Origin of the sequence: Actinosynnema sp. ALI-1.44 (genome assembly GCF_001984155.1) — a bacterium.
In the GTDB taxonomy this organism is placed as follows: domain Bacteria; phylum Actinomycetota; class Actinomycetes; order Mycobacteriales; family Pseudonocardiaceae; genus Kibdelosporangium.
Genome location: NZ_MTQO01000050.1, coordinates 569,737 through 596,095 on the forward strand (window position 1 = coordinate 569,737; position 26,359 = coordinate 596,095).

Here is a 26,359-nt window from a genome sequence, read left to right on the forward strand (position 1 = left end):
CGACTGGGACGAAAGGCCGGTCCTCCAGGACATCGGAGGCCCGGCATGAGTGACGGGTATGAGGCCGTTCTCGGCGCGCTCGCGGCACACGCCCGTCAACTCGATGCCGTGGCCGACGAGATCCGCGGGCTCACCGACCAGGCGGCGACGAAACTCTCGTCCGATTCGCTCGGTGAGATCGGACAGCCGTTCACGGCGTTGGTGGATCAGCTTGTGACAGTGGGAAACCGCGCGGTCGACTCCGGTGCGAAGGCGTTGAACGCGATCGCTACCGGTATCGCGCACAGCGGGGAAGCGTTGCCGCAGCCGGAAACGGGACACGGCAGGGCTTTGGAGGCACCGGTGGCTGACAACATCACTGCGTTGTCCGCGCCGATGCGGCCGGTGGACGCCTTGTCAGCGGCGGGGCTCGGACAACTGACCGGTCTGGTGGCGCCGCTGCAGTCGGTGCTGGACCGGATGGCGGGTGACGCTTCCGGCGTCTACGCGTTCCTCGACGCATGGGTGACGGTGTCCAGTCGGATCACCCAGATCCAGGCGCGCCTGGCACGGGAAGTGACGACTGGGACCGCGAGTTGGCGTGGTGAAGCCGCGGACCAGTACCGGATGCGGGCGGACGACATCGACCGGTCGCTGGCGGAGTTCGCGGCCGCGGCACGCGAGGCGGCCGCGGTCGTGCAACTGGCAGCCGAGGTGGTCGGGCAGAGCCGGGCGGGTGCGAACGACCTGATCACCGACATGGTGCGGCGCCTGATCTCGTTGGTACGACACCTGATGGCGGTCGAGGGCGGGATGACGGCGACCGTGCTCGCCCAGGCGGGCGACTTGGTCAGCACGTTCGCCAAGCCGGTCGCGAACATCGAACGGCAGGCCCAGACCAGCCTGGCCAACGCGGTGAAACCGGTCAACGACCTGATCACCGCGATGGGCACGATCGCCAGGCTCTGGGACAGCTACGCCCAGGGCGACGGCCCGGCTGCTGGGCGGCAGTTGCGGACCGCGGACCTGCTCGCGCACGAACTGGCCCACGTCATCCAGCGGCGTGAAGGCCGGTAGGGCCTCAGCCCTCGCGCCAGCCGCCTGGACGCAACGAAGGCCACATTGGTGCCCAACAACGCAACGAAGGCCACATTGGTTGCGCGAGCGCGGCCTCAGCCCTCGCGCCAGCCGCTGGTGATCGGCAACCGCCGGTCCCGGCCGAACCCCTTGACGCTGATCTTGGTGCCCGGCGGGTACTGGCGGCGTTTGTACTCCGCGCGGTCCACCATGGTCAGCACCTTGTCGATCACCTCGGCCGCGAACCCCTGCGCGAGCAGGTCCGAACGACCGCGGTCGCTTTCCACATAGTCGTCGAGGATGTCGTCGAGCAGTTCGTAGTCGGGCAGCGAGTCGGTGTCCAGCTGGCCAGGGCGCAGTTCGGCCGAGGGCGGCTTGGTGATCGAGTTCTCCGGGATCGGCGGGATCTCGCCGAGTTTCTCCGCTTCGGCGTTGCGCCACCTGGCCAGCTGCCACACGAGTGTCTTCGGCACGTCCTTGATCGGCGCGAACCCGCCGACCGCGTCGCCGTAGATCGTGGAGTAGCCGACCGCCAGTTCGGTCTTGTTGCCCGTGGCCAGCACGAGGTGACCGTACTGGTTGGACAGGCCCATCAGCGTCACGCCACGGCACCGCGCCTGCACGTTCTCCTCGGCGAGGCCGGTCAGGCCCAGCTGGTTGACGAACACGTCGACCATGGCCCCGATCGGCTGGACGTCGTAGTGCGAACCGATCCGCTTGGCCAGGTCGGCCGCGTCGTCCTTGGAATGCTCCGTGGAGTACGAAGACGGCATCGAAACGCCGTACACCGCGGAGCCGCCGAGCGCGTCCGCCGCCAGCGCGGCGACCACGGCGGAGTCGATCCCACCGGACATGCCGAACGTCACCGAGCGGAAACCGTTCTTGTGCACGTAGTCGCGCAGCCCGGTGACCAGTGCGAACCAGACCTCGGCTTCCTCGGGCAGCGGTTCGGCGACCGGCGGGAGGGGCAGCGGTTCGTACGCGGGCAACGGGTCGGCCGACAGCGCGACCCGGCGGACGGTGAACTCGCCGACCTGGCCCGCGTGACGCTGCCGGCCACCAGGGAACCACATGTCCGTGACCAGCATGTGTTCGACGAACTGGGGCGCTCGGGTCACCACTGAGCCGTCGGCGGAGACGATGATCGAGTCACCGTCGAACACCAACTCGTCCTGCCCGCCGATCAGGTTCAGGTAGACGAGCGGGGCGCCCGCCTCCGCCGCCCTGCGCGCGACAAGGGGGAGGCGCTGGTCGTCCTTGTTCTTCTCGTACGGCGAGGCGTTGGGGGAGACGACCAGGTCCACACCCGCCTGGCCGAGCGCCGTGATCGGACCGCCGTCCTGCCAGAGGTCCTCGCAGATCACCATGCCGACCTCGACGCCGTGCAACTGGATGATGTCCAGCGTCTGGCCGGGCTTGTAGTACCTGCGCTCGTCGAACACGCCGTAGTTGGGCAGGTGGTGCTTGAACTGCGTCGCGGCGACCCTGCCTTCGTGGAGCACGGCGGCAGCGTTACGGGGGCCGACCTCGTCCGCGTCCAGATACCCGACGTACACCGCCAACGCACCACAGCCGCTGTCGGCCAGACGCGTGGCGAGGGACGCCAGCGTGGCCTTGGAGGCGTCCGTGAACGACTCGCGCAGCGCGAGGTCCTCGACCGGGTAGCCGGTCAGGGCCATCTCGGGGAACACCACGAGGTGCGCACCCTGTTCGGCGGCTTTGCGTGTCCACTCGACGATCAGGTCGGCGTTCCCGGACAGGTCCCCGACCCGGGTGTTGACCTGAGCGGCGGCGATGCGCAGTTGGGGCATGGCGCTATCCTCCCGCATGTTTTCGCCTCTGAGGCGGAAATGTGGCGCACGGATCATCGCAGATCTGGCCATGCTGCCATGGGCGAAGCAGCCTCGCGAGTGTCACCCGATAGGAGTTACCAGGAGGAACGAGAAGTAACTGAATGCTTCGGTCCAATCGCGCCGAAGCGGTCAGCAGAAGTCGTCGGATTCCTGCCGCATCACCTCGTAGTCGACTCGCGGCAACTGCCGGTGACGCTCCACAAGCTCCTCCGCAGTCAGCCGCCGCCTGCGAGGGAGCGGTCGCAGTTCGGCGATCTCGATCCCGTTGCGGGTGATGCGGAATGTCGCGCCCGCTTCCACTACGCCTATGACTGCGGCGGAGTTGTGGTGGAACTCCCTCTCGCTGATGACTCGCATTGTCAAAGTGTGATCCCGGTCATCGCAAAGTACGACAGTGGCCCCCGCCGAACCGGCGAGGGCCACTGGGAAAACGCAGGTCAGCGCTCTGCTTTGACCTTCTTCACGTGTGCGCGGACCTTCTTCAGCGCCTGCTCGGCGTCCGAGTCCCACGGGTTGTCGTAGACCATGTAGGTCCAAGTGGATGTGGGCCGCTTGAGCCCCGCCTCCTCCAGTTCCGCGCCGTTCTCGCTGATCTTCACCGAGTCGAACGAGTCGATCGCCGTCTCGTGCGCCTCCGGGACGATCTGGTTGAACGCGGGCACGACAGCGCGGTGGAACTCGTCGATCGGTGTCTCCTTGGCCAGCGCGCGCAGGTGCACGGTCTCGCGCACGTCCGCGGTGTAGCCGAGGTGGTCGACCCAACGCCGGTCCAGGTGGTACAGCACGATCTGCCGCGCTGCCTCCGCCACGAGCTCCTCGCCGAACTCCTCGACGAGCTCCTTGTGCCGCTCCGGCGCGTGCTTCTCGAACAGCTTGTCCGCGACGTCGCTGTGCAGGATCTTGTCGCGGTGCTCCATGATGATGTCGCGCTGCTGCTCGACCAGCCTGGTGTAGCGCCAGGTGTTGCGGTGGATCTCCAGCTCGACACCCTCGGCGACGCGCTGGGCGTGCGCCACGTACGCCCGTGCTGTCTTGTCCTTGATCAGGCCGTCCTCGCCGGGCGGTTCCTTGAGCACGTGCAGCTGGATCTCCGGGGAGTACTGCACCAGCTGCTCGTCCTCCATGCTGGAGAAGAAGGCCGAGCCACCCGGGTCTCCCTGGCGGCCCGCGCGCCCGCGCAGCTGGTCGTCCAGGCGTGACGACGGGTAGTGCCCGGTGCCGATCACGTACAGGCCGCCGAGCTCCGCCACCTTGTCGTGGTCGGTCTCGTCGTGGCCGCCGAGGCGGATGTCGGTACCCCGGCCCGCCATCTGCGTGGAGACCGTGATCGCGTTGTACGCGCCTGCCTCGGCCACGATCGCGGCTTCCTCCGCGTCGTTCTTGGCGTTGAGCACGACGCATTCCAGGTCGTTCTCGCCGAGCCGCTTGGCGATCCGCTCCGACTCGGCCACGTCCAGCGTGCCGACCAGGATCGGCCGCCCGGACTCGTGCGTCTTCACGATCTCGTCGATCAGCGCGTCTTCCTTGGCTTCCTCGGTGGTGAAGAGCCTGGTCAGCTCGTCTTCCCGGACGCACGGCTTGTTCGGCGCGATCACCGCGACCTCGAGCTTGTAGAACTCGCGCAGCTGTTCGGCGACCGCGACCGCCGTGCCGGTCATGCCCGCGACCTTGGGATATCTCGCGATGAGCGCCTGCACGGTGATCGAGTCGAGCACCTCGCCGCTCTCGGTCGCCGCGACGGCCTCCTTGGCCTCGACGGCCGCCTGCAGCCCGTCCGGCCAGCGCTGCAGGGCCGCGATCCGGCCACGGGAGGTGTTGATCAGCTGGACCTTGTTGTCCCGCACGATGTAGTCGACGTCCCGCTCCAGCAGCGCGTGCGCGTGCAGCGCGACGTTGACCGCGGCGAGGTACGGGCTGTCCTCGGCGTACAGGTCGACGCCGCCGAGCGCCTTCTCCACGGCCTTCGCGCCGGACGGGGTCAGCCAGGCGTTGCGGCCGTCCTCGTCTTCCTCGTAGTGCACGCCCGAGCGCAGGCGGCGGACGACCTCGGCCATGTCGGCGTCCCGTTCGACGCCCTCGGCCGTGCCCGCCATCACCAGCGGCACCTTCGCCTCGTCGACCAGCACCGAATCGGCCTCGTCGACCAGCGCGACCTGGGCCGGGTTGGGCACCTGGACCTGGTCCTCCGCGCGCGTCACGAGCCGGTCGCGCAGCAGGTCGAAGCCGATCTCGCTGACCGAGCCGTAGCAGACCTCGGACGTGTACGCCTCGCGCCGGTGCTCGGTCGACACCTTCTCGCCGACGTAGCCGACGCTCACGCCGAGCAGCTCGTACACCGGCCGCATCCACTCCGCGTCACGTTTCGCGAGGTAGTCGTTGACCGAGATGACGTGCACGCGCTTGCCGCGCACGGCGAACCCGGCGGCGGTCAGCGCACCGGCGAGCGTCTTGCCCTCACCGGTCGCCATCTGCACGACATGCCCGGACAGCATGCCCATGACGCCGACCAGTTGCACGTCGTACGGGCGCTCGCCCAATGCCCGTTTGGCCGCTTCCCTGGCCAACGCGCAGTACTCGACCAGCTCGTCATCGGCGAGTTCCCGTTCCGAACCACGCAGCTTGGTGACCTTTTGGGTCAGCTCGTCGTCGCTGAGCTCCGCGATGTCGTCCTCGCGGTCAGCGATCTTGGGCAGCAGCGCTTCGTACTTGGTCAGCTCGACGGACGCAGGCCGTTCCAGGAGCCGGCGCAGCCGACCCTTGACCTTGGCGAGCATCGTGGCCACCAGGCACCTCCAGCATCACAGGGCACGTAACAGCCTTAACGCGACGGTGCTCATGTCGAGTTCCGCCCGGCCCAGCATTCACACCGATGGCAGTATCGGGGTGTGACACTGAGTGGCCGTATGTGGCGATTCTCCCTTGTATCCACGCTGGTCGCAGTACTAGCGGCCTGCACTTCGTCCACCGGCGCGCCCGTTGCTCCATCGGTGACCGAACAACGGGGGCCGACGGGGACGGTACCCGCCGGATTGGCGACGTTCTACGCCCAGCCGCTCACCTGGGGTGATTGTGTCCCATTTGCCCGAACCGGGGACGACAAGAACTCGTTCAAGACCCAGGACGCGCGCTGCGCCCGGCTGCAGGTGCCGCTGGACTACGCCAACCCGAGCGGCCAGGTCATCTCGCTCGGCCTGCTGCGGGTGGCCGCGACTGATCCCGGCCGCCGGATCGGCTCGCTCGTGATCAACCCGGGTGGGCCGGGCGCGTCCGGTCTCGCCACCGCGATCCGCCTGGCGAGCCAGGCCAAGGACAGCGACCTGCGCAAGCGGTTCGACTTCGTCGGCTTCGACCCGCGCGGCATCGGCTCGAGCGAACCCGCCATCCGCTGCCTGACCGACCAGGAGCGTGACGCCGAACGAGCGGACGACGACGAGTTGGACGCCTCGCCGGAGGGCGTGGCGAGAGTGGAGGCCGAACAGCGCGACTACGCGGGCAAGTGCGTGCAGCGGACCGGTGACGGCGCCCAGCTCCTGGCCACCATGGGTACACGGGACGTCGTCAAGGACATGGACGTGCTGCGGTCGGCGTTGGGTGACGAGAAGCTGACGTACCTCGGCTACTCCTACGGCACCCGTCTCGGCACGACCTACGCCGAGACGTTCCCGAAGAACGTGCGCGCGCTCGTGCTCGACGGCGCGCTGGATCCCGAGCAGGACGTGGTCGACGAACTCGTGGCGCAGGGGGAGGGCTTCCAGAAGGCGTTCGACGCGTTCACGCGGTGGTGCGTGCAGCGCGAGGACTGCGCTCTCGGGCGGTCCCAGGACCAGGTGCTGCAGAACTACTGGAACATCGTCCGGCCGTTGATCGACCGGCCGATCGACCTCGGCGAGGGTGGGCGCAAGCTGTCCTATTCCGACGCGACGACCGCCGTGATCCAGGCGCTGTACGCGGAAGAACTGTGGGACACGCTCAACAAGGGCCTGAACGATCTGAAACGCCAGCGCGTCCAGACGTTGATGTTCCTCGCCGACACGTACTTCGAACGCGACAAGGACGGCCACTACTCGACCACACAGGACGCCTTCACCGCCGTGCGGTGCGTCGACGACCCCCGTGTCACCGACAAGGCGCTTGTGCTCGAGGCGCAGCAGCGTTACAAGCAGGCGGCGCCGTTCCTGGACGACGGCCACCCGGCCAGCCCGGCGTTGGACGCGTGCGCGTTCTGGCCCGTGCCCAACACATCGCAGCCGCACGTGCCCAGCGTCCAAGGGCTGCCGCCGGTCCTGGTCGTGTCGACGACCGGGGACCCGGCCACGCCGTATCAGGCGGGCGTGAACCTGGCCAAGGCGCTCGGCGGTGTCGTGCTGACCTTCCAGGCCACCCAGCACACCGCTTTCCTGCAGGGCAACAAGTGTGTGGACAACGCGGGTAGTGGATACCTGGTCGACCTGACCGTGCCGCGAGCCGGAATCACCTGCGAGTAACGGAATGCCGTTATCGAACGATCTTGGGAACGTGCGCCGTACCAGGGGAACCGGAGTGTTGGGGGTCGTCGCACTGCTCGCGCTGACCGCGTGCTCCACAGCTGTGCAGGGAACGCCCGTCGGGAAGGGGCCGTCCGGACCGGTTCCGCCAGGTCTGGAGAAGTTCTACGCCCAATCGGTGAAATGGGGCGACTGTGCGGACTACGCCACAGACGAGGTCAGCTCGTCGCTGTACGACGACGCCGACCTGCGGTGCGCGAGACTGCGGGTGCCGCTCGACTACGCCAAACCGGACGGTCGGGAGATCACGATCGGCTTGTTGCGCAAGCAGAGCGCGAAGGGTGCGGACCGGATCGGCTCGCTGGTGGTCAACCCCGGCGGTCCCGGCCAGTCCGGGATGTCGTCGGCGGCGCAGCTGGCCGAGGAGTGGGATGATCCGCTGGCTGCCCGGTTCGACCTGGTCGGGTTCGACCCGAGGGGCGTCGGGTCGAGCCAACCGGCGGTGAAGTGCCTGACCGATCAGGCCAAGGACACCGACCGGCTGACGCCGCCCGTCGCCGGGACCGGACCGGAAGCCGTTGCCGCGGTGGAGAAGGAGAACAAGGAGTACGTCGACCAGTGCGTCGCCAACACCGGCGCCGACGTGCTGGCCAACATCGGCACACGGGACGTCGTCAAGGACATGGACGTGCTGCGGTCGGTGCTCGGTGACCAGAAGCTGAACTACCTCGGCTTCTCCTACGGCACCAGGATCGGCACGGCGTACGCGGAAGCCTTCCCCGGCAACGTCCGCGCCATGGTGCTCGACGGCGCGGTCGACCCGGGCGCGGACCGGGTGGCCAGCGCCATCGGCCAGGCCAACGGGTTCCGGAAGGCGTTCGCCGCGTTCGCCGCCTCCTGCGCCAAGGACGGCGTGTGCCCGGTCGGCACGGACGCCGCCCAGGCCGAGGCGAAGCTGGACGCGCTGCTCGATCCCCTGAAGACCAAACCGGCCGACGGCGGCGACCGGCAGCTGTCCTATTCGGACGCGGTGACCGCGGTTCTGCAGTGCCTGTACTCCGAAGAGCTGTGGGACACGCTCGAGAAGAGCCTCGACGACCTGGTCAAAGGCGACGGCGAGGTGCTGATGCGGCTGGCGGACCTGTACCTCGGCCGCGGCGAGGACGGCAGGTACTCCAACATCCACGACGCCTTCACCGCCGTGCGCTGTGTCGACGACCCGCCGGTGAAGGACCGCGCGGTAGTCGAGGAGCAGACGCGCAGGATCAGGGAGGGCTTACCCAAGAGCGCGCTGGACGACGAAGAGGACTTCGTCGCCGCGCTGGACGAGTGCGCGTTCTGGCCGGTGCCCAACACGAGCCAGCCGCACGAGCCCAAGACGACCGGACTTCCCCAAGTCATGGTCATCTCCTCGACAGGGGACCCGGCGACGCCGTACGAGTCCGGCGTGAAACTGGCCAAGGCGCTCTCGGCGGTGCTGCTGACCGTGGAAGCCAACAGCCACACCGCGTTCCTCGGCGACAACAAGTGCGTCAACGACGCGGGTGCGGCGTATCTGATCGAGCTCAAACTTCCCGCGGAGGGCACGAAGTGTTCCTGACTGTCCAACGGGATGCGACAGCCGTGGTCGACAGCGCGCGGGCGTGCCATTCTGTGCGCATGACTCGCCCACGTCGCGCCTTTCTCGGCGTGCTCGCCGCTGCCCTCGTCGCGGCCGTGCCCGGCTGCAGCCTGCTGTCCGGTGAAGACCCCGCGCCCGCGGGCGTGGAACAGGCCAGGATCAGACTGGGCGTGCTGCCGATCGTGGACACCGCCGCGGTGCACATCGCGATCAGGAAGGGCTACTTCAAGGACGAGGGCGTGGAGGTCGAGCTCAAGACCATCCAGGGCGGCGCGGCCGGTATCCCCGGTCTGGTCAACGGCGAGCTGGACGTGACGTTCGGCAACTGGGTCTCGTTCCTCGCGGCGCAGGCGAAGGGTGTGGCCGACCTGAAACTGGTCGCGGACGGCTACCGGGGCAAGCCGGACATGTTCCTCGTGGTGACCACACCGGACTCGACCGTCAAGTCACCCTCGGACCTGGCGGGCAAGAAGATCGCGGTGAACACCCGGGGCAACGTCGTCGAACTGGCCGTGCGCGCCGGGATGAAGGCCAAGGGCGTCGACGCGAACGCGGTCCGGTTCACCGAAATGCCGTTTCCGGACATGCAGGCGGCCTTGCAACGCAAGGACGTTGACGCGGCACTGCTCGTCGAACCGTTCCTGACCCGTGCGATGCAACAGATCGCCGCGGTGCCGGTGCTGGACACCCTCACCGGTGAGGCCGCGGACCTGCCGATCGGTGGCTACGCGACGTCCGCGAAGTTCGCCCAGGCCAACCCGAAGACCATCGACGCGTTCCGGCGTGCGCTCGTCAAGGCGCAGCGGGACGCGAGCGACAGGGCCGAGGTGCAGAGCGTGATCACCGGTTACGCGAAGGTGGACACGGCCATCGCCGGTGTGCTCCGGCTGGGTGTCTACCCGGGCGCCATCGACGTCCAGCGCTTGAAAGGTGTTGCGGCGCTGATGAAGGCGAACGGGATGCTGACCGGCGAGGTCGACCCCGGCCGGATGCTGCTCTGACGACTACGTCGGCAGTTGGAATGGGTTGCGCGGCAACGCTTTCGGCCGCGCAACCTCGGTCGGCGTCGATTCTTGTCGCTGGCTGAACAGGTCCTGGTGGGAGGCCTTGCCTTCCGTCTTCGGCGCGGTCTCCGCGTCGTCGGCGGCGGCGTGGCTGAAGAGATCATCCGGTGGGGTAATGGCGCACATCCTTAATCAGCAGCGCTTTACCCCACCGATTCTAGCCGTGTGGCTCCCTGCGGACGGCTGGTTTCAGGGAGAGGCGCGCCGTTGCTGTTCGCGAACCGCGATCGGCGCGCCGGCTAGGTCCTCGTCGTTGCACAACAACTTGACCTCGTAGTACGGCGCGTCCCCGCTGTCGTCGTAGTCCAGGTGGATCGCGATCACGTCCATCGGCTCGCCGAGCCACTGCTCGGCCTTCCGTAGCCATGCTGCCGACCGTTCCAAGGCGGAGGGCAGATCGTCATCGCGGAAATCCACCGGGCGGTACGCCACTTCCTGGACCATATCCTGCGCATTGTCCAGCCGGGGCAGATCAACCGCCACGCCGGCTTCGTCTAGATTCAGTACGACCCGTTGCTCGGTCACTTTTGAAGGGTCTCTTAATCTCAGCGCCTTCGCAATCCACGATCGATGTCAATCGGCGCGGCGCACCGCGCCGGTCGCCAGCGCGAGCAGGGCCCCGACCACGCAGATCACCGACGTGATCAGGAAGATCTCGCTGTACTCGGTGTTCAGCGCCTCGAACAGTTTCGCCTTGTACACCACGACTTCGGCGTCGAACTGCTCCTTGGGCTTGCCGAACGGCAACGGCGTGTTGAGGTTGGCGGTGAGGCTGTGAAAGCGGTAAAGACCCCACGCTGTGAGGGCAGCCACACCGACCAGCATGCCTGTCATCCTGGCCACGACGACCCCGGCGGACGCCACTCCGTGTTGCGCGGCGGGCACTACCCGTAGCACCACCGACGACAACGGGCCGATCACCGTGCCGAGCCCGAGCCCGGCGATGACCAGGTCGGTGTCCAACCTCGGCAGGTTGAACAGGCCGAGGTCGTGCCGCGCGGCCAGCACGTCGACCGGCCAGCCCGAGATCAGCAGGTACCCGGCCGCGGCGACGAGCAAACCGCCGAACGCCACCCACCGGTCCCCGATCCGGGCCGCGAGCCAGCCGCCGACCAGCGCGCCGACCGGCAACGCGACCAGGAATCTGACCAGCAGGAACACCGCGTCGGTCCGGTCCTTGCCGAGCAGCGTCTGGGCGACCAGTTCGACGTTGACCAGCGTGACCATCAGCGCCGCACCGGCGGTTACGGACGCGCCAAGCGCGGCCAGGAACGGCCTCATCCGCACACCGGCGGGGTCGATCAGCTTGGTCCGCGCCCGCTTCTCCCACACGAGGAAAACCAGCAGCGCGACGAACGCGCCGATCAGCACGGGGACGCCCCACGGCGGCAGGACCGCCTTCTGCGGGTCGGGGTTGTAGAGCCCGACGACGGCGAGGCCCAGCGTGATCGCCAGCAGCGCGCCACCGGTGATGTCCACCTTCGCCGGTGCCGGGGCGTTCTTGTCCCGCCCGGGGACCGAGAAGTGGATCGCGACCATGGCGATGACCGCCAGCGGGACGTTCACCCAGAAGAGACCGCGCCACGACCCGAACGCGATGGCCAGCACAACGCCGTAGATGGGCCCGAGCACGCTGCCCAGCTCCTGCGCCGCACCGACCGCACCGAGCACGGTCGAACGCTTGCGTTCGGCCCACAGGTCCGCCGCGAGCGCCAGCGTCACCGGTAGCAGGGCACCGCTGGCGATGCCCTGGAGGACGCGGCCACCCACCAGCACGGGCATGTTCGTGGCGAGGGCGGTGACGACCGAGCCGACGGTGAACCCGACCAGGCAGGCTTGCAGCAGCGCGCGCCTGCCGAACCGGTCGGACGCCTGCCCGAGCAACGGCATCGCGGCGATGTAACCGAGCAGGTACGCCGTCACGATCGGCGTGGCCTGCTCGAGCTTGTTCACCGCGATGTGCATGTCGCGCATGATGTCGTTGAGCACGCTGACCACGACGTACGTGTCCAGCGCGCCGAGCAGGACCGCCAGGCCGCCCGCCCCGATCGCGACCTTGCGACCCTTGCGGGGAGCCTCGGACACTGCGCTTTCGACGGTGGTCACCTGGCACCCCACCCCTGCCGCGCCCGAGCTTTGCAACCAATGTGGCCTTCGTTGCCGAAAACGCAACGAAGGCCACATTGGTTGCACGTGGCGCTGCGAAGACGGCTCATGTCAGACAGGCTTGGTCACGGTGACCGGCTTGTCCACCTCGGACAGTGTGATCTCGGCCGAGTTGCCCGGCGAGACCTCGACGAGCGCGCGGACCGGCAGGTGCTTGCCCTCTTCCTTGACCCAGATCTTGACGTTCACGTCGGACTGCACCGGCACCAGGCTCTTGACCTTGTCCTTGGCGACCTTGCCCGCGATCCGGAAGGTCTTGGTGCCGCCCACGTCCTCGCGCGCCTCGGTGACCGGCGAGTCAATCGACGTGAGCAGCTTGGCCACGCCCCGCTCCGGGTCGAGGATCGCCGACGGGTCGTAGATCTTGGTGGCGTCGCCGAACTCCTGCCACCCGCCGGTGACGGCCTTGATGTAGATCTTCTTCTCGAACAGCACGAAGTCGACCTCGAAGGTCTGCCCGAACTGGTCGAGCTGGGCCTTGCCCTTGGCGTCGCCCTTCTTGGTCAGGTCGCCGCTGACGTCCTTGACGGGGACACCGGGCACCTGGCCGTTGACCTTCAACGCGAAGGTGGCGCTGTTGACCGGTTTCATCGACTCGGCCGCGTCCTTGAGCAGGCTCGCGCCGTCGGGGAGCGGTCCGGCGTTCGAGCCGGTGTCGTTCGATGTCGACGAACATCCCGCAACGGTGACGAGCCCCAACGCACCGAGCACAAGCAGACGCTTCAACATGGCACGCATCGTAGGGGTGGGTGCCTGAGACTCCCTCATGAAGGCGGCCGGAACGTCTTCCGGTAGGTCAGTGGCGACACACCGACGTTCACCCGAAGGTGTTGGCGCAGCGACGCGGCGGTGCCGAGGCCGGATTCCCGCGCCACTTTCTCGACGGCCAGATCGGTGCTCTCCAGCAGGTGCCGCGCGTGTTCGATGCGCTCCTTCAACAGCCACTTCCCTGGGCTCATCCCGGTTTCCGCCCGGAACCTGCGGCTGAACGTACGCACGCTCATGTTCGCGTGGCCCGCCATGGCGTCCAGGTCCAGGTCGTCGGACAACCGCCCCAACGCCCACGCGCGGGTAGGCGCGGTGGACGTGTCACCGATCTCGGGCATCGGACGCTCGATGAACTGCCGTTGTCCACCGTCCCGCCACGACGGTACGACGCAGTAGCGCGCGGCGCGGTTGGCGACCTCACTGCCGTGGTCGTTGCGCAGCACATGCAGGCACAGGTCGATGCCCGCGGCCAGGCCCGCGGACGTGAGGACGTCGCCGTCGTCGACGAAGAGGACGTCCTCGTCGAGCCGTACATCGGGGTAGAGCTCGCGGAACTTCCCGGTGTGGTTCCAGTGGGTGGTCGCCGGGCGGCCGTCGAGCAGGCCCGCCGCGGCGAGCACGAACGCGCCTGTGCAGATCGACATGACCCGGGTGCCTGGCCGGACCAGCGCGAGGGCGTCGGCGACGTCGGCGGGCAAGGTGCCGTCGGAGCGAGGACCCAGGATGCGCGTGCCGGGCACGACGACGGTGTCCGCTTCGGCCAACGCTTCAGGGCCGTGTTCCAGCACCATCCGGTAGCCGCCGTAGACGTCGACCGGCTTGTCGTCGACCCCGCAGATCCGGACGTCGTAGTCCTCGTCGGCGGCGTCGAACACCATGGAGGGAATGGTCAGGTCGTATCCGATGGCCTCGGACAGCGCGAGAACGGCGACGACGTGGGTCATGGCCAGATTATTGCGCATGTTGTCAGCCGGGCCACTGTTTCGATGGGCGACGAACCGGCACGCTGATCGCGTGACACAACTCGATGTGCGGACCCGGCGCGTGCACTGGGCCTGGTGGGTGGCGGGCGTCTCGTTCCTCGCGCTGCTCGGCGCGGCCGGTTTCCGCGCGGCACCCGGTGTCCTGATCGATCCGCTGCACCAGGAGTTCGGCTGGTCGCGCGGCACGATCTCGTCGGCCGTGTCGGTGAACCTGGTGCTCTACGGGCTGATCGCGCCGTTCGCGGCGGCGCTGATGGAGCGGCTGGGCATGCGCAAGGTCGTGGCCAGCGCACTGGTGCTGGTCGCGGCGGGCTCGGGCCTGACGGTGTTCATGACGACGAGTTGGCAGCTGATCCTCTTCTGGGGCGTCTTCGTCGGCGTCGGCACGGGGTCGATGTCGCTGGCCTTCGTGGCGACCATGACGTCGCGCTGGTTCGTGAAGCACAGGGGCCTGGTCAGCGGAGTGCTGACGGCAGCGGGCGCGACCGGGCAACTGATCTTCCTGCCGCTCGTGGCCTCGATGGCCACGGACATCGGCTGGCGTTCGGCGTCGCTCGTGATCGCGGGGGTGGCGCTGCTGGTGGTGCCGGTGGTGTGGATCTTCCTGCGCGACCACCCCAGCCACGTGGGCACGACGGCCCTGGGCGCGCACACCGCCGAACCCCCACCGGCCCCGAACAAGGGCGCGGCCCGCCGGGCACTCCAAGTACTGGCCAAGTCGATGCGCAGCGGCACGTTCTGGTTGCTCGCAGGCGGCTTCGCGATCTGCGGCGCGTCCACCAACGGCCTGGTGGGCACCCACTTCGTCCCGGCGGCACACGACCACGGCATACCGATGACGACGGCAGCGGGCTTGCTCGCCCTGGTGGGCATCTTCGACGTGGCAGGCACGATCTTCTCGGGCTGGCTGACCGACCGGATCGACCCGCGCTGGCTGCTCGGCGCCTACTACGCCCTGCGCGGCGGCTCGCTGATGCTGCTGCCGGGTCTGTTCGCGCCGACGGTCGAACCGCCGATGTGGGCGTTCATCGTCTTCTACGGCCTGGACTGGGTCGCCACCGTGCCACCGACGCTCGCCTTGTGCCGTGACAAGTTCGGCATGACGGGCCCGATCGTGTTCGGCTGGGTCTTCGCCTCGCACCAACTGGGCGCCGCCTTCGCCGCCACCGCCGCAGGCGCGACACGTGACCACACGGGCACCTACGACACCGCTTGGTACGCAGCAGGGCTGTTGTGCCTCGCCGCCGCGCTGATGTCCCTGTTGATCAGGAAGACGCGGACTCCCCGCGTCGAGGTGGCTTGATCGCTTCACGCATCGCGTCGAGTGCGCGTGGCGTGAGGATCGCGGTCAGGCCTGCTATCGCGCCACCGTCGATGTCGAGGGTCGTCGTGCCGTCGGCGTTGGCGGTGGCACGAAACGCGCACTCGTCCAGCAGCACCTCGATGTGAGTGAAGAGTCCGCCGTCGTTGGGTTCACGCACTGCGATTCACGTCCCGCCTCTGTCAGTTCACTGCTCAAGGCCAAGGATGACCGTTCGGAAACCCGCTGCCAATGCCCTGATCGAGCGATCCTGATCGCTATGTAGCGTTGTCGTACGCTGCACGCCGTGGATCAGAACAAGGCGAACGCCGTCCTCCGCGAACTCGGTGCCCAGGTGCGCGCCGCGCGCAACCGCGCTGGTCTCGACCAGCGATCGCTGGCCAGGTTCGCGGGGTTCAAGGCGCACAGCCGGATCTCGGACATCGAGAACGGCAAGTACCAGGCGACAGACGACGAGTACGAGCGTCTGCTCGACGCACTGGACATCACCGAGCACGACGAGCGCGAACGGATTCTCGACCTGGCCGCGCAGGCCGTGGCGATCCGCACGCCCGTGACAGTCGACCCGGCCGTGATCCTCGGGAACACGGTCCAGTTGATCGACCACGAGCGTGTGGCGCGCAGGATCGTCGCCGCCGCGCCCCTGCTGCTGCCCGGCTTGCTCCAAACAAGCGAGTACGCGCGAGCCATCCACGACGGGCGTTCCGACATAGCGGCTCAAGTCGCCCTGCGCGCGGGTCGGCGGGACATTCTCGTGCGCCCGGACCCGGTCCAACTGGTCGCGCTGATCGATTCGACGGTGTTCCTGCGCCCGGTGATCCCGCCAGCCGAGATGGTGAGCCAGTTGCGGCACATCCTGTGGTTGGGCGAGCGGCCGAACGTCACCATCCAAGTCGTCCCAAGCCGAGCCTGCGGTTACCACGCCATGCTCGCGGGCCAGTTCGAGTTGATCGAGTTCTCGGCGGCGAGCCCGATCGTTCTCCTCGACCACCACTACGCGCCGATGGTCTTGCGGGACCCCGAAGAGGTGGCGAAGTATGTCAACGCGGCGGAACATCTCCGCACGGAAGTGGCGATGACCGCCAAGGATTCCGAGACGCTCATCGCCGAGATCGCCCAAGGGATGGAGCGACACGAATGACCACACCCAAGCCAGCCGGGCGGTGGCGCAAGTCGAGCAGCAGCGCACCGCAGGGCGACTGTGTGGAGATCGAGGGCGCCTTACGGGCCGTGCGGGACAGCAAGAACCCGACGTCCGAGTTGATGTTCGGCACAGGCCAGGCCGTGGCCTCACTCCGGCGCGTCCTCGCTGAACGGACCCACGAAACATAGAAGTAACACGCCATGCCTACGCTCACGCCATGGATCGGCAGCAAGAGTTCGTCCTGCGGACGCTCGAGGAGCGCGACATCCGGTTCGTCCGGCTGTGGTTCACCGACGTCCTGGGATTCCTGAAGTCCGTCGCGGTCGCGCCCGCGGAACTGGAAGGCGCGTTCGCCGAGGGGATCGGCTTCGACGGCTCGGCGATCCAGGGGTTCGCACGCGTCTACGAGTCGGACATGGTCGCCAAACCCGACCCGTCGACCTTCCAGGTGCTGCCGTGGGAGACGCCTGAGGGCGACCACTACTCGGCCAGGATGTTCTGCGACATCACGATGCCGGACGGATCGCCGTCCTGGGCGGATCCCCGGCACGTGCTGCGCCGCTCCCTCGCGCGGGCCAGCGAGGCGGGCTTCACCGTCTACGTCCACCCGGAGATCGAGTTCTTCCTGCTCAAGGACCTGCCGTCGGACGGCAGCGTCCCGATACCCGCCGACAACGGCGGCTACTTCGACCAGGCATCGCACGCCACGGCCACCAACTTCCGGCGGCACGCCATCGAGGCGCTGGAAGCGATGGGCATCTCGGTCGAGTTCAGCCACCACGAAGGCGCGCCCGGTCAGCAGGAGATCGACCTGCGCTACGCCGACGCGCTGACCATGGCCGACAACGTGATGACGTTCCGGTACGTGGTCAAGGAAGTCGCGCTGACGCAGGGCGTGCACGCGTCGTTCATGCCGAAGCCGTTCTCCGACCAACCCGGCTCGGGCATGCACACACACGTGAGCTTGTTCGAAGGGGACCGCAACGCGTTCTACGACGCCGAGGACCCCTACGAGCTCTCCGAGGTCGGCAAGGCGTTCGTGGCGGGCCTGCTCAAGCACGCACGCGAGATCTCCGCGGTGACCAACCAGTGGGTGAACTCGTACAAGCGACTCATAGTCGGTGGCGAAGCTCCGACTGCCGTGTGCTGGGGTCACGCCAACCGCTCGGCGTTGGTGCGTGTGCCCATGTACTCGCCGGGCAAGGCGTCCTCGCGTCGTGTGGAGATCCGCAGCCTGGACTCGGCGTGCAACCCGTACCTGGCGTACGCGGTGATCATCGCGGCCGGGCTGCAGGGCGTTCAGAAGGGCTACGAGCTCCCTGCCGCCGCCGAGGACGACGTGTGGTCGTTGTCCGATTCGGAGCGTCGTGCCGCCGGATACGCGAACCTGCCGCAGAACCTGGGCGAGGCGCTGGCGGAGATGGAGAACTCCGAGCTGCTGGCCGAGGCGCTCGGCGAGCACGTCTACGACTTCTTCCTGCGCAACAAGCGTGTCGAGTGGGACAACTACCGCCGCAGCGTGACGCCGTACGAGCTGAGCACTTTACTGCCTGTGCTGTAAGGAGAAGGGCCCTCGGATCGAGGGCCCTTCGTCCTACGTGGTCGGCGGGGTCAAGGGGGACCCGGTGTCGCGCACGTGCTTCGTCCAGCCGAACCCGGCAGGAATCGTATGGTCGAGGAGTCTCCGGTTCTCCTCTGTCGCCGGTAGCCAGTCGATGGTCATCCGGTAGTCGCCGAACACCACTCGTTTGGACAGATACGTCCGCGCGTCCACCCAGAGCTCGAACTCCACTCCCATCCGGTTCGCGACCAGGTGGATGTCACCGCCGTCGGTCCGCACTTCCCTGACCCCCTCGCTCAGCCAGGACTTCGGATCGCCGATCCCGGAGCCCGAGACGTGGGCGACCACGTCGTCACCGAGGCGGTACTGGTCGTCGACCTTGACCATGCGGCTTCGGTGGTCGATTTCCTCCATGTAGCCGGGCCGCACGATCTTGTCGGATCTGTCCGGCGAGCTGATCCTCGCGCGGTTCTCCGAACGCAGCGCCCAGCTCTCCGTTCTCGGCGGTGTCGTGCCGTCCGCCGACTGCCCCTGGTAAGTGACGAAGTGCATGATCATGGTGGTCGCCGCCTGGTCGGCTTCCCGCACCCTGGTGACGATCTCGTCCTTGCTCGGCGACGCCGATTCGATCCGCAGCGGATCCCCACCGGTGAACAAGCCGACCAGCAACGTCACCACCAACGCGGTCGCCCCCAGCGAACCACCGATCAGCCCCACCTTGGCCCGCTTGTGCCTGCGGGCGTGCTGATGGGCGAGGGTGCGGATCAGGTCCTTCTTCGGCATGATGCCGACCGAATCGGCATGCAGCCGATCGCGCAGCTCCTCTTCGGTCATCATTTCTGTACCTCGATCTCTCGGTGCTCCCCGAGCAGTTCGCGCAACCGGCTCAACGCCCGGTTCGTGTACGACTTGACTGTGCCCTCGGTGCAGCCGAGGACACGGGCGGTGTCCGCGACCGTCAGGTCGGCGTAGAACCGGAACACGATGACTTCGCGTTGCCGCGTCGGCAGCAGGCGCAACGCCTGGACCAGCGCGTCCCGCTCGGCGATCCGGTCGGCCGAGTCGAGCGCCGCGAGCTGGGGGAGGTCGGCCTGGTGTCTTTCCCGCACGCGGCGGCTCAGGTTGCGCCACCGGTCGCGGGTGAGGTTGACCAGCACACGGCGCGCATAGGCTTCGGGCTGCGCGCTCGCAGCCGACCAGCGCCACGCGACCCGCAACAACGTGGTCTGGAGCAGGTCCTCCGCGTGGCCACGGTCGCCGACCAGCAGAAACGCCGTCCGCAGCAACGCAGGTGATCGAGCGCGGACGAATTCCTCGAACGCTGGGTCCAGCTCGCGGGAACCACCGGGGAAACTCATGTCCTTGAAGACTCCGTCCGGCGCGACGCGGTTGTCACCCCGGCCAATCGGAGGTTGACGCCCGTGCCCCACGCGAGTGGGGTGGACGTCGTGCGATGGCTGCGCTTCACCACACCACTTGTCCTCCTGGCGACACTCGCGGCTCCGGTCTCGGCCGCGCCCGCCTTCGACCTCGACCGCGCGACGATCCCCGACCTGCAGCGGAGCATGGATCACGGCAGGCTGACCGCGGCGCGCTTGACCGACATGTACCTGGCCAGGATCCGTGCGCTCGACGGCAGGCTCAACTCCGTCATGCTGCTCGACCCGACCGCGACCGACCAGGCCAAAGCCAGCGACCGACGCCGCCGCGAAGGCAGGTCACGCGGACCGCTCGACGGCATCCCCGTCCTGCTCAAGGACAACGTCGACACCGCCGGGCTGCGGACCACAGCCGGTTCCCGCGCGTTGATGGGCACTCCGCCCGCGAAGGACGCCTTCCTCGTCCAACGTCTGCGCGCGGCGGGTGCGGTCATCCTGGGTAAGGCGAATCTCTCCGAATGGGCGAACTTCCGCGCCGCGAAACCCACGTCCGGGTGGTCCGGTGTCGGCGGGCAGACCCACAACCCGTACGTCCTGGACCGCAATCCGTGTGGTTCCTCCGCCGGATCGGGTGCGGCGATCGCGGCGTCGCTGGCGCAGGTGGCGATCGGCACGGAAACCGACGGGTCGGTCGTGTGCCCGGCGGGGATGACCGGGCTGGTCGGCCACAAACCCACGCTCGGGCTCGTCAGCCGGACCGGTGTCGTGCCGATCTCCGCCGAACAGGACACCGCGGGCCCGATGACCAGGCACGTCGTCGACTCGGCGATCACGCTGGCGGCACTGCGCGGGCGCGACCCGCAGGACCCGGCCACGCGTGCCGTGCCCGCCAACCAGCCGCGTGACTACCGCCTTGACGAGCGGTCGCTGAAAGGCGCCCGGATCGGCCTGTGGCGGCTGCCGGTCCTCGGACCGGACGTGGACGCCGTGATGACCAGGTCGGCCGAGCAGTTGCGGGCCCGTGGCGCGCAGGTCGTCGAGATCCAGATGCCGTACCAGGAACGCCTCGCCCAGTTGGAGATCCCCGCGCTGCTCACCGAGTTCCACCGGGACATCGACAAGTACCTGGCCACCCGCAAGGGCCCACGCGACCTCGCCGCGTTGATCGAGTACAACAAGAGCGACCCGCTGGAGCGGACCTGCTTCGAAGGCCAGGAGCTGTTCGAAGCGGCGCTCGCCGCGCCGCCGCCCACCGACCCCGGCTACCAGGCGGGCCGCAGGGAACTCACCGACCTCGCGAAACGCTCGATCGACGAGACACTGGCCCGGCACCGGCTCGACGCGATCGTCGCGCCGACCAACCCGCCAGCGTGGAAGACGAACTGCGCGACCGGCGACAACGACATCATCCCGTCGTCGACGCCTGCCGCGGTCTCCGGCTACCCGGCGGTGACCGTGCCTGCCGGATTCGTCGGCGAACTGCCCGTCGGTCTCTCGTTCATGGCGGGACGCTGGGCGGACGGCAAACTCCTGTCGCTCGCGTACTCCTTCGAACAGCACACCGAAGCCCGCAAGCCACCGAAGTTCCTGCCGACGACCCCTTGATCTCAAGGCGGCTTGAGGACCCACGGTGGGTTCATGAGAACTCGGGAAATCCCGGTACTGGTTGTCGGTGCCGGACCAGTGGGCCTTTCGACGGCGGTGTTCCTCTCGCATTGGGGCGTGCGGCCGGTCGTGATCGACAAACGCGATCCGACCGGCGCGCCGCCCCGTGCGGGAGCGAGCGTGCGCACCCTTGAACTGTTCCGGTCGATCGGCCTGGGCGCCGAGGTCGAGCGGCTCGCCTGGACAGCGTCCACGCCGATGGCCGGGATCTTCAAAGACAGCGCGTTCGGCGCGGTACAGCAGGTCAGCGGCCTGCCTGAGCGGTACGCGACACGGCTGGAGACGTGCAGCCCAGTCGACGCGCGGTTGAACGTGACCCAGTCGGAGGTGCAACGAGTCGCCCTCGACTACCTCGGTGACCGCGCCACAGTCGAATTCGGCGTCGAGCTGCTCGATCTGGCGGCGAACGAGTCGGGTGTGCGGGTCGAAGTGGTCGACAGGCGCACCGGCGAGCCGGAGGAAATCGTGGCGGAGTACGTGATCGCGGCGGACGGCGCCAGGAGCCAGATCCGGCAGCGGCTTGGCATAACCGTGCCGGACCGGACCGTCGTGGCCAGGCTGAACACGGCGTTCTTCCGTGCCGATCTCGGCAGCATCGTGGAAACGTGGGGCACCGGCGCCTGTTTTGTCCGCAACGAACACGTCTACGCCACGCTGTTCTCGAAGAACGGTCGTGACCAGTGGTCGTCGCACATCATGGACTACCCCGGAAAACCGGCGGAACTGGCGGAACTGTCCGAGCACAGGACCATCGAACTGCTCCACGCGGCGATCGGCGACGAACGGGTCGACATCGACCTGCACGCGGTCAACGCGTGGGAGGCGGCGATCGGCATCGCGTCGAGACTCAGGCACGGCCGGGTGTTCCTGGTAGGCGACGCGGCGCACGTGCAGAGCTCTGCAGGCGGACTCGGCATGAACACCGGGATCCAGGACGGCCACAACCTGGCGTGGAAGATCGCCGCCGTCCTCGCCGGGGACGCGGCACCGAACCTGCTGGACACCTACGAGCCCGAACGGCTCGCCGCCATCGACGCGTCGCTGGCCCTGTCACGCCGGATGCACGAGGGCTATCGGAACCGGGTGGACCCCGACCGCCTCTACGAGGAGATCGCGGTCGACTACCTGCGCGGAATGATGTTCTACGGCTACCAACCGGACGACTACGACGTGCTGCGGGATGAGATCCGCCCAGGCCACCGCCTCCCGCACAGCTGGGTGGAGACGGATCGTGGGCGGACGTCCACGATCGACCTTGTCGGTGCCCGGTGGACAGCGCTCACCGCGTCTGCCGAGGTCCGTGCGCAGTTCGGCACGGAAATCCAGGCGGTCGAGGTTCCCGGGGTCGATGCTGTGCTCGTCCGCCCGGACGGGTTCGTCGAGTGGGTGGCGAGCGGGGACGAACCGGACCTGGCGGCCGCCCTGACCGGCGCCTTGCACCGCGTGCTTGGCTGTGCCGACCCGGTGCGACCGGGCTGACCTGGAACGACGTCGGCAACGGGGTGCCACCGGGATCCGCGTGATCTTCGGCAGGCTACTTTCGTGTCTGTGACCGAAGTGTCTGCGTGCACAGTGGCGACCAGTGCCCAACTTCCCGCCGCAAGGGTGACAGCCGACTCGTTCCGGGTGACCCACCCGGGTGCGAGGTTCGACATCCTCCTGGTCGACGGCGAACCCGGCGGGGACGTGCTGACCCCGGCCGACATCGGTGTGGACGACGCCGAACTGGCGCTGCTGTCGACGGCTTACACCGCCGAGCAGGTCCGTGCCGTGTTGCGGCCGCGGCTGCTGCAGGCACTGCTGGCCAACGGCCCGGTGCTGTACCTCGACCCGTCGGTGCTCGTGCTCGCGTCCGTCGACACGATCGTGAAGGACGCGTTGAAACAAGGCGACTTCGCCTTGGTGCCACGGGTGTTGCAGCCGCTGCCGCACGACGGACTGGCCCCGACGCCGGAAGACCTGATCGAAGCGGGTGTCTACGAACCGGGGTTCCTCGCGGTCGGACCCGGTGCCCAGGAGGTGCTGACCTCGTGGGCGCGGCACGCGGCCAGGGCGCCGGAGGCCGCGGACGGCTTCCTCGACGGACTGCCCGCGCTGGCCAGGCACCACGTCATCCGTGACGTCGGGGTCGGTCTCTCGGTGTGGAACGCGGGCCAGCGCGACGCGGAGCTGCTGACCAACGGCTACTGCGCGATGCCGGTGCCGATCGGCGAACCCGTGATGCTGCGGACCGTGCACTTCCACGGCTTCGACCCGAAGAAGCCGTGGCTGCTGTCGGCGGACATCACCGACCGGCCGAGGACGTTGCTGTCGGAACGACCGGGCCTGGAGAGCCTCTGCGACGACTACCGGGCGAAACTCGTCGACGCCGGGCTGGCGGCCAAGGGCAGGCCGTTCGCCCGGTTGTCCGACGGAACCGTGCTGCCGGACGGACTGCGTGCGCGGTTCCGGGCCGCCTGGCACGAGGCCCAGGTGATCGGCGAGGACCCGCCGCCCGCGGCGACGGACGAGAAGGCGTTTCTCCGCTGGGCGTGCGCGCCCGTGGACGGCCAGTCGGGCAGCACAGTCTGGGCGAAGGCGCTCTGGGAGGACGACCCGTGGCTGCGTGAGCGCTACCCGGACCCGTTCGGGGCCAACGCGGACGAGTTCCGCCGGTGGTGTGAGACCGAAGGCGTCCTGCAGGGCCGGTTGCACCCGGTCGCCGTACCGGCACCGCTGGCGGCTCGCGTGCAGCTGGTCGACCAGTTGGGCGTGTCGGTGCTGGGTGTCGGCCCGCTCGCTGAGTCCGTACGGCTGAGCGCCGGCGCGTCCGGACTGCCCATCGCGTCGGACGCGCGCTACCCCGTGGTGCTGTGCTGCGGCGATGTGGCGGACCCGCCGCGTGAGCGTTACGTGATCCAGATCCGCGACGAGCCGGGAACGCCGCCGGTCGGCGTCGACGACGTGTGGGTGCCGTGGCCCGCCCCGCCGGGCGCGGAGGCCGTGGTCCTGCCCGTACCCGACCAGGGCGAGCGCGACGAGGACGAACGCGCCGAGGCGGTGACGAGCCTCGGCCTGCCTGCCGGTGCGGTCTTCACCAGTTTCGTCGACCACGAAGAGGGCTGCTGCGCCAACGAGACGGACGTGGTCGCCGCGTTCCGAGCGGCCTTTCCCGACCGCGGGGACGTTTCGCTGCTGCTGGCTGTCCGCGGTGCCGCGGGACAACGCGCCGCGGCGGAGCGCCTCCGCCTGGCCACCGCGCACGACCGGCGGATCCGTCTGGTCGAGACCGAATCGGCGCACCGGCTCGCAGTGGACGCTGCGGACTGGGTCGTTCTGTTGCACGACAAGGAATGCCCTTCGGCGACCGAGCTGGGTTCGGTCGCCGCGAGGGGAGTTCCGCTGATCACGACGAACGTCGGTGTCGCGGCCGAACTGTTCGACTCGGACAGCGTGATGTTCGTGTCCCGTGTGGACGGTCTGAGCGAGCACGTGCAGCACGCCGCCAGGCTGATGCGCGACCTCGCGCCGGACGTCGCCATGGCCGACAAGATCGGCGCGGCCGGGCGGACCCGTGTGCTCGCCGTGCGCGCGGTGGGGATCTCGGCCGAGCAGTTGAGGGAACGGGTGGAGCACGCGTACCGCAACTGGCGGGTGGAACACGGCCGCAAGCTCGCGGGCGAACCGGACCCGTTCGCGCCGTTGCAGGCGGCGAGGCACGCGCTGTTGCGTGAGCCCGACGTCGAGGTCGGGCACCGCATCCCGATGGCGCCCGCGCTGCGCAAGGCAGTGCTGCGCGTGCTCAACCACTACGACAACCACGTCCGCACGATGCTGAGTTCCATTGTGGACTCGACCGAGCGGTCGACGAGAGAAGTGATCCGCCGCCAGGAGGACCTGGCGGCGGTGCGGCGGGTCGAGGCGGCCCCGGCCGGGCCGGACCACAGGGTGGACCGGCTGGCGGTCCAGCTCGACACCGCGCTGCGCCGGATCGAAAGCCTCGAAGACCGGCTTGTCGCCCAATCGCGTGAACGTGACGAGAACACCCGCACGGCGTCGGCCTCGACGCGCACCGCTGACGCGCTGCGACGAGTGGTGGTCAGGGAACACGAACGGGTGCATGGTCGGGTGGACGGGAGCACGCTCGTGCTCTCCGACGCGGGCCTCCTGCGCCTGCCGTCCGACGACATCGCGATGCTGCCTTTGTTGTCCAGCAACGGTGTTTGGGAACAACCGGTCGCGGACCTGATCGACTCGCTGATCGAGCCCGACGGGGTGTTCCTCGACATCGGCGCCTATGTGGGCTACCACACACTGCGGATGCTCACCCGGATGGGCAACTCGGGTGCGGTCGTCGCGGTGGAACCCGATCCGAAAGCCGTTGACCTGCTCAAACGCAATGTCGCGGCGAACACCCCCGAGCACTTGGCCGACCGGCTGTGCGTGGTCGAGGCCGCGGCGTGGGACACCGAGGGGACCCTGGTGACCGACCCGGCTTTGGGCGGCGGGGTGAGTGTCTGGCCGGGGACGGGTGAGCCCGAGCGAACGGTGCCGTCGGTCCGGCTCGACCGGGCCATCGAGGCGTTGCCCGCACTGCGGAAACTCAGGTTGTCCGTGGTCAAGGCGGATGTGCCTGGCCGGACCCATCGTGCGTTGGGTGGCCTGGTGCGGTTGCTGCGCAGGGACCGGCCGCACGTGATCTGCTCGTTCTCGTCGACGGCGATGAAGGAGCTCGGGGACGACCCGTTGACGGCGCTGCGCGAGTTCCGCACGTGGGGCTACGAGGCCGCGTTCGTCGGCGACCAGCAGACGACCCCGCTCGCCGAGATGGCCGAGGTGCTCGCCTCCGCAGGGGAGCGAAACCTCTGGCTCAGGCCTCTGACCAGCCGATTTGACATTGCCCCCGGCACCTGAGTAACTTTCTCCCCGTCGCAAGGACAGCCGGACGGAACAGGACGAAAGAGCCTGGCGGGGACGGCGAAGGGCCGAAAGCCTCTCAGGTACACTGAGCAAGGAACAGCCCACCGGGTCGAGCGGATTTGACACCGCGAATCGGACCGAGTAAAGTTCTACGACGTGCCACCAACCAGCTAAGCTTCTAGGTAGGCCCCTCGCCGGGTCGAATCGGAAGCCTGGTAGAGTGGCAAAGCCGAAGAAAACAAAGACTTTGCAGTGCAAGCCCCTTTGCGGGTCGGCTGAATGCCGAACTAAGAAGGTGTGCGTGTGTTGTTTGAGAACTCAACAGTGTGTCGATCTATTGAAAGCCAGTAGAGCTTTTATGAACCTCGTCAAATGAGGTTCCTTTGAGATGGACA

General features: G+C 68.1%; 21 protein-coding genes. 11 read left to right on the forward strand and 10 right to left on the reverse strand.

What is annotated here, in order from left to right:
• The first annotated feature begins 45 nt into the window (after nucleotides 1–45).
• On the forward strand, nucleotides 46–1,056 hold the full coding sequence (locus ALI144C_RS35185; RefSeq protein WP_076991480.1) for a type VII secretion target: 1,011 nt from the start codon (nucleotides 46–48) through the stop codon (nucleotides 1,054–1,056).
• Nucleotides 1,057–1,151: 95 nt separating this feature from the next.
• On the opposite strand, the gene ALI144C_RS35190 is transcribed toward ALI144C_RS35185, so the two are convergent.
• From ALI144C_RS35190 to secA2, 3 genes are all read right to left on the reverse strand, one after another.
• On the reverse strand, nucleotides 1,152–2,867 hold the full coding sequence (locus tag ALI144C_RS35190) for an NAD+ synthase (protein ID WP_076991481.1): 1,716 nt from the start codon (nucleotides 2,865–2,867) through the stop codon (nucleotides 1,152–1,154).
• Between the two features lie 171 nt (nucleotides 2,868–3,038).
• Nucleotides 3,039–3,266: a PhdYeFM domain-containing protein gene (locus ALI144C_RS35195; protein ID WP_076991584.1), complete on the reverse strand. Its 228-nt coding sequence runs from the start codon at nucleotides 3,264–3,266 to the stop codon at nucleotides 3,039–3,041.
• An 80-nt stretch (nucleotides 3,267–3,346) separates the two neighbouring features.
• Entirely contained in the window at nucleotides 3,347–5,683 is a 2,337-nt protein-coding gene (gene secA2, locus ALI144C_RS35200) for an accessory Sec system translocase SecA2 (protein ID WP_076991585.1), read from the reverse strand.
• A gap of 129 nt (nucleotides 5,684–5,812) precedes the next feature.
• On the opposite strand from secA2, the gene ALI144C_RS35205 reads away from it, so the two are divergent.
• The 3 genes from ALI144C_RS35205 to ALI144C_RS35215 are packed head-to-tail and all read left to right on the forward strand — an operon-like array spanning nucleotide 5,813 to nucleotide 10,015.
• Nucleotides 5,813–7,393 (forward strand): alpha/beta hydrolase, encoded by a 1,581-nt coding sequence (locus ALI144C_RS35205; RefSeq protein WP_076991482.1) that lies wholly within the window; start codon nucleotides 5,813–5,815, stop codon nucleotides 7,391–7,393.
• A gap of 31 nt (nucleotides 7,394–7,424) precedes the next feature.
• A complete protein-coding gene (locus ALI144C_RS35210) occupies nucleotides 7,425–8,993 on the forward strand; it encodes an alpha/beta hydrolase (protein WP_237774465.1) in 1,569 nt (522 codons plus the stop codon).
• 59 nt (nucleotides 8,994–9,052) lie between these two features.
• Entirely contained in the window at nucleotides 9,053–10,015 is a 963-nt protein-coding gene (locus ALI144C_RS35215) for an ABC transporter substrate-binding protein (RefSeq protein ID WP_076991484.1), read from the forward strand.
• 252 nt (nucleotides 10,016–10,267) lie between these two features.
• Here ALI144C_RS35215 and ALI144C_RS35225 read toward each other — a convergent pair whose 3' ends face one another.
• From ALI144C_RS35225 to ALI144C_RS35240, 4 genes are all read right to left on the reverse strand, one after another.
• Nucleotides 10,268–10,603: a hypothetical protein gene (locus ALI144C_RS35225; protein ID WP_076991486.1), complete on the reverse strand. Its 336-nt coding sequence runs from the start codon at nucleotides 10,601–10,603 to the stop codon at nucleotides 10,268–10,270.
• Between the two features lie 48 nt (nucleotides 10,604–10,651).
• A complete protein-coding gene (locus ALI144C_RS35230; RefSeq protein ID WP_076991487.1) occupies nucleotides 10,652–12,184 on the reverse strand; it encodes an MFS transporter in 1,533 nt (510 codons plus the stop codon).
• A 111-nt stretch (nucleotides 12,185–12,295) separates the two neighbouring features.
• Nucleotides 12,296–12,973 (reverse strand): LppX_LprAFG lipoprotein, encoded by a 678-nt coding sequence (locus ALI144C_RS35235; protein WP_076991586.1) that lies wholly within the window; start codon nucleotides 12,971–12,973, stop codon nucleotides 12,296–12,298.
• A gap of 35 nt (nucleotides 12,974–13,008) precedes the next feature.
• Nucleotides 13,009–13,956 (reverse strand): GlxA family transcriptional regulator, encoded by a 948-nt coding sequence (locus ALI144C_RS35240; RefSeq protein WP_202819127.1) that lies wholly within the window; start codon nucleotides 13,954–13,956, stop codon nucleotides 13,009–13,011.
• A 70-nt stretch (nucleotides 13,957–14,026) separates the two neighbouring features.
• Between ALI144C_RS35240 and ALI144C_RS35245 the strand changes: the two genes are divergently transcribed.
• Nucleotides 14,027–15,298: an MFS transporter gene (locus ALI144C_RS35245; RefSeq protein WP_076991489.1), complete on the forward strand. Its 1,272-nt coding sequence runs from the start codon at nucleotides 14,027–14,029 to the stop codon at nucleotides 15,296–15,298.
• On the opposite strand, the gene ALI144C_RS35250 is transcribed toward ALI144C_RS35245, so the two are convergent.
• The gene (locus ALI144C_RS35250; protein WP_076991490.1) at nucleotides 15,261–15,476 is read right to left on the reverse strand and encodes a hypothetical protein; all 216 of its coding nucleotides are present in this window, start codon (nucleotides 15,474–15,476) and stop codon (nucleotides 15,261–15,263) included. The two genes, ALI144C_RS35245 and ALI144C_RS35250, sit on opposite strands and share 38 nt — an antisense overlap.
• Nucleotides 15,477–15,602: 126 nt before the next feature.
• Here ALI144C_RS35250 and ALI144C_RS35255 point away from each other — a divergent pair, with 126 nt between their 5' ends.
• From ALI144C_RS35255 to ALI144C_RS35265, 3 genes are read left to right on the forward strand one after another with little or no spacing between them, the layout of a single operon-like run.
• Complete coding sequence (locus tag ALI144C_RS35255) at nucleotides 15,603–16,457, forward strand: helix-turn-helix domain-containing protein (protein ID WP_076991491.1); 855 nt, start codon at nucleotides 15,603–15,605, stop codon at nucleotides 16,455–16,457.
• Nucleotides 16,454–16,648 (forward strand): DUF397 domain-containing protein, encoded by a 195-nt coding sequence (locus ALI144C_RS35260; protein ID WP_076991492.1) that lies wholly within the window; start codon nucleotides 16,454–16,456, stop codon nucleotides 16,646–16,648. The genes ALI144C_RS35255 and ALI144C_RS35260 overlap by 4 nt, the downstream gene beginning before the upstream one ends.
• A 29-nt stretch (nucleotides 16,649–16,677) precedes the next feature.
• On the forward strand, nucleotides 16,678–18,021 hold the full coding sequence (locus tag ALI144C_RS35265) for a glutamine synthetase family protein (protein WP_076991493.1): 1,344 nt from the start codon (nucleotides 16,678–16,680) through the stop codon (nucleotides 18,019–18,021).
• Nucleotides 18,022–18,054: 33 nt separating this feature from the next.
• Here ALI144C_RS35265 and ALI144C_RS35270 read toward each other — a convergent pair whose 3' ends face one another.
• Nucleotides 18,055–18,858, reverse strand: coding sequence for a hypothetical protein (locus ALI144C_RS35270; protein WP_143231044.1), 804 nt, complete (start codon nucleotides 18,856–18,858; stop codon nucleotides 18,055–18,057).
• A complete protein-coding gene (locus ALI144C_RS35275; protein ID WP_076991495.1) occupies nucleotides 18,855–19,379 on the reverse strand; it encodes a SigE family RNA polymerase sigma factor in 525 nt (174 codons plus the stop codon). The genes ALI144C_RS35270 and ALI144C_RS35275 overlap by 4 nt, the downstream gene beginning before the upstream one ends.
• A 90-nt stretch (nucleotides 19,380–19,469) precedes the next feature.
• Here ALI144C_RS35275 and ALI144C_RS35280 point away from each other — a divergent pair, with 90 nt between their 5' ends.
• The 3 genes from ALI144C_RS35280 to ALI144C_RS35290 all read left to right on the forward strand — a co-directional run bounded on the left by ALI144C_RS35280 (nucleotide 19,470) and on the right by ALI144C_RS35290 (nucleotide 25,958).
• Nucleotides 19,470–21,005 (forward strand): amidase, encoded by a 1,536-nt coding sequence (locus ALI144C_RS35280; protein ID WP_441297588.1) that lies wholly within the window; start codon nucleotides 19,470–19,472, stop codon nucleotides 21,003–21,005.
• 33 nt (nucleotides 21,006–21,038) lie between these two features.
• Complete coding sequence (locus tag ALI144C_RS35285) at nucleotides 21,039–22,544, forward strand: FAD-dependent monooxygenase (protein ID WP_076991496.1); 1,506 nt, start codon at nucleotides 21,039–21,041, stop codon at nucleotides 22,542–22,544.
• A gap of 69 nt (nucleotides 22,545–22,613) precedes the next feature.
• A complete protein-coding gene (locus tag ALI144C_RS35290) occupies nucleotides 22,614–25,958 on the forward strand; it encodes an FkbM family methyltransferase (RefSeq protein ID WP_143231045.1) in 3,345 nt (1,114 codons plus the stop codon).
• Nucleotides 25,959–26,359 lie beyond the last annotated feature (401 nt).

Bases quoted from the DNA above. Each gene is read 5' to 3' on its own strand.
- ALI144C_RS35275 (WP_076991495.1), bottom strand. From the start codon at position 19,379: ATGAGTTTCCCCGGTGGTTCCCGCGAGCTGGACCCAGCGTTCGAGGAA.
- ALI144C_RS35285 (WP_076991496.1), top strand. From the start codon at position 21,039: ATGAGAACTCGGGAAATCCCGGTACTGGTTGTCGGTGCCGGACCAGTG.
- ALI144C_RS35195 (WP_076991584.1), bottom strand. From the start codon at position 3,266: ATGCGAGTCATCAGCGAGAGGGAGTTCCACCACAACTCCGCCGCAGTC.
- ALI144C_RS35265 (WP_076991493.1), top strand. From the start codon at position 16,678: ATGGATCGGCAGCAAGAGTTCGTCCTGCGGACGCTCGAGGAGCGCGAC.
- ALI144C_RS35205 (WP_076991482.1), top strand. From the start codon at position 5,813: ATGTGGCGATTCTCCCTTGTATCCACGCTGGTCGCAGTACTAGCGGCC.
- ALI144C_RS35235 (WP_076991586.1), bottom strand. From the start codon at position 12,973: ATGTTGAAGCGTCTGCTTGTGCTCGGTGCGTTGGGGCTCGTCACCGTT.
- ALI144C_RS35185 (WP_076991480.1), top strand. From the start codon at position 46: ATGAGTGACGGGTATGAGGCCGTTCTCGGCGCGCTCGCGGCACACGCC.
- ALI144C_RS35260 (WP_076991492.1), top strand. From the start codon at position 16,454: ATGACCACACCCAAGCCAGCCGGGCGGTGGCGCAAGTCGAGCAGCAGC.
- ALI144C_RS35190 (WP_076991481.1), bottom strand. From the start codon at position 2,867: ATGCCCCAACTGCGCATCGCCGCCGCTCAGGTCAACACCCGGGTCGGG.
- ALI144C_RS35215 (WP_076991484.1), top strand. From the start codon at position 9,053: ATGACTCGCCCACGTCGCGCCTTTCTCGGCGTGCTCGCCGCTGCCCTC.
- ALI144C_RS35240 (WP_202819127.1), bottom strand. From the start codon at position 13,956: ATGACCCACGTCGTCGCCGTTCTCGCGCTGTCCGAGGCCATCGGATAC.
- ALI144C_RS35270 (WP_143231044.1), bottom strand. From the start codon at position 18,858: ATGATGACCGAAGAGGAGCTGCGCGATCGGCTGCATGCCGATTCGGTC.
- secA2 (WP_076991585.1), bottom strand. From the start codon at position 5,683: ATGCTCGCCAAGGTCAAGGGTCGGCTGCGCCGGCTCCTGGAACGGCCT.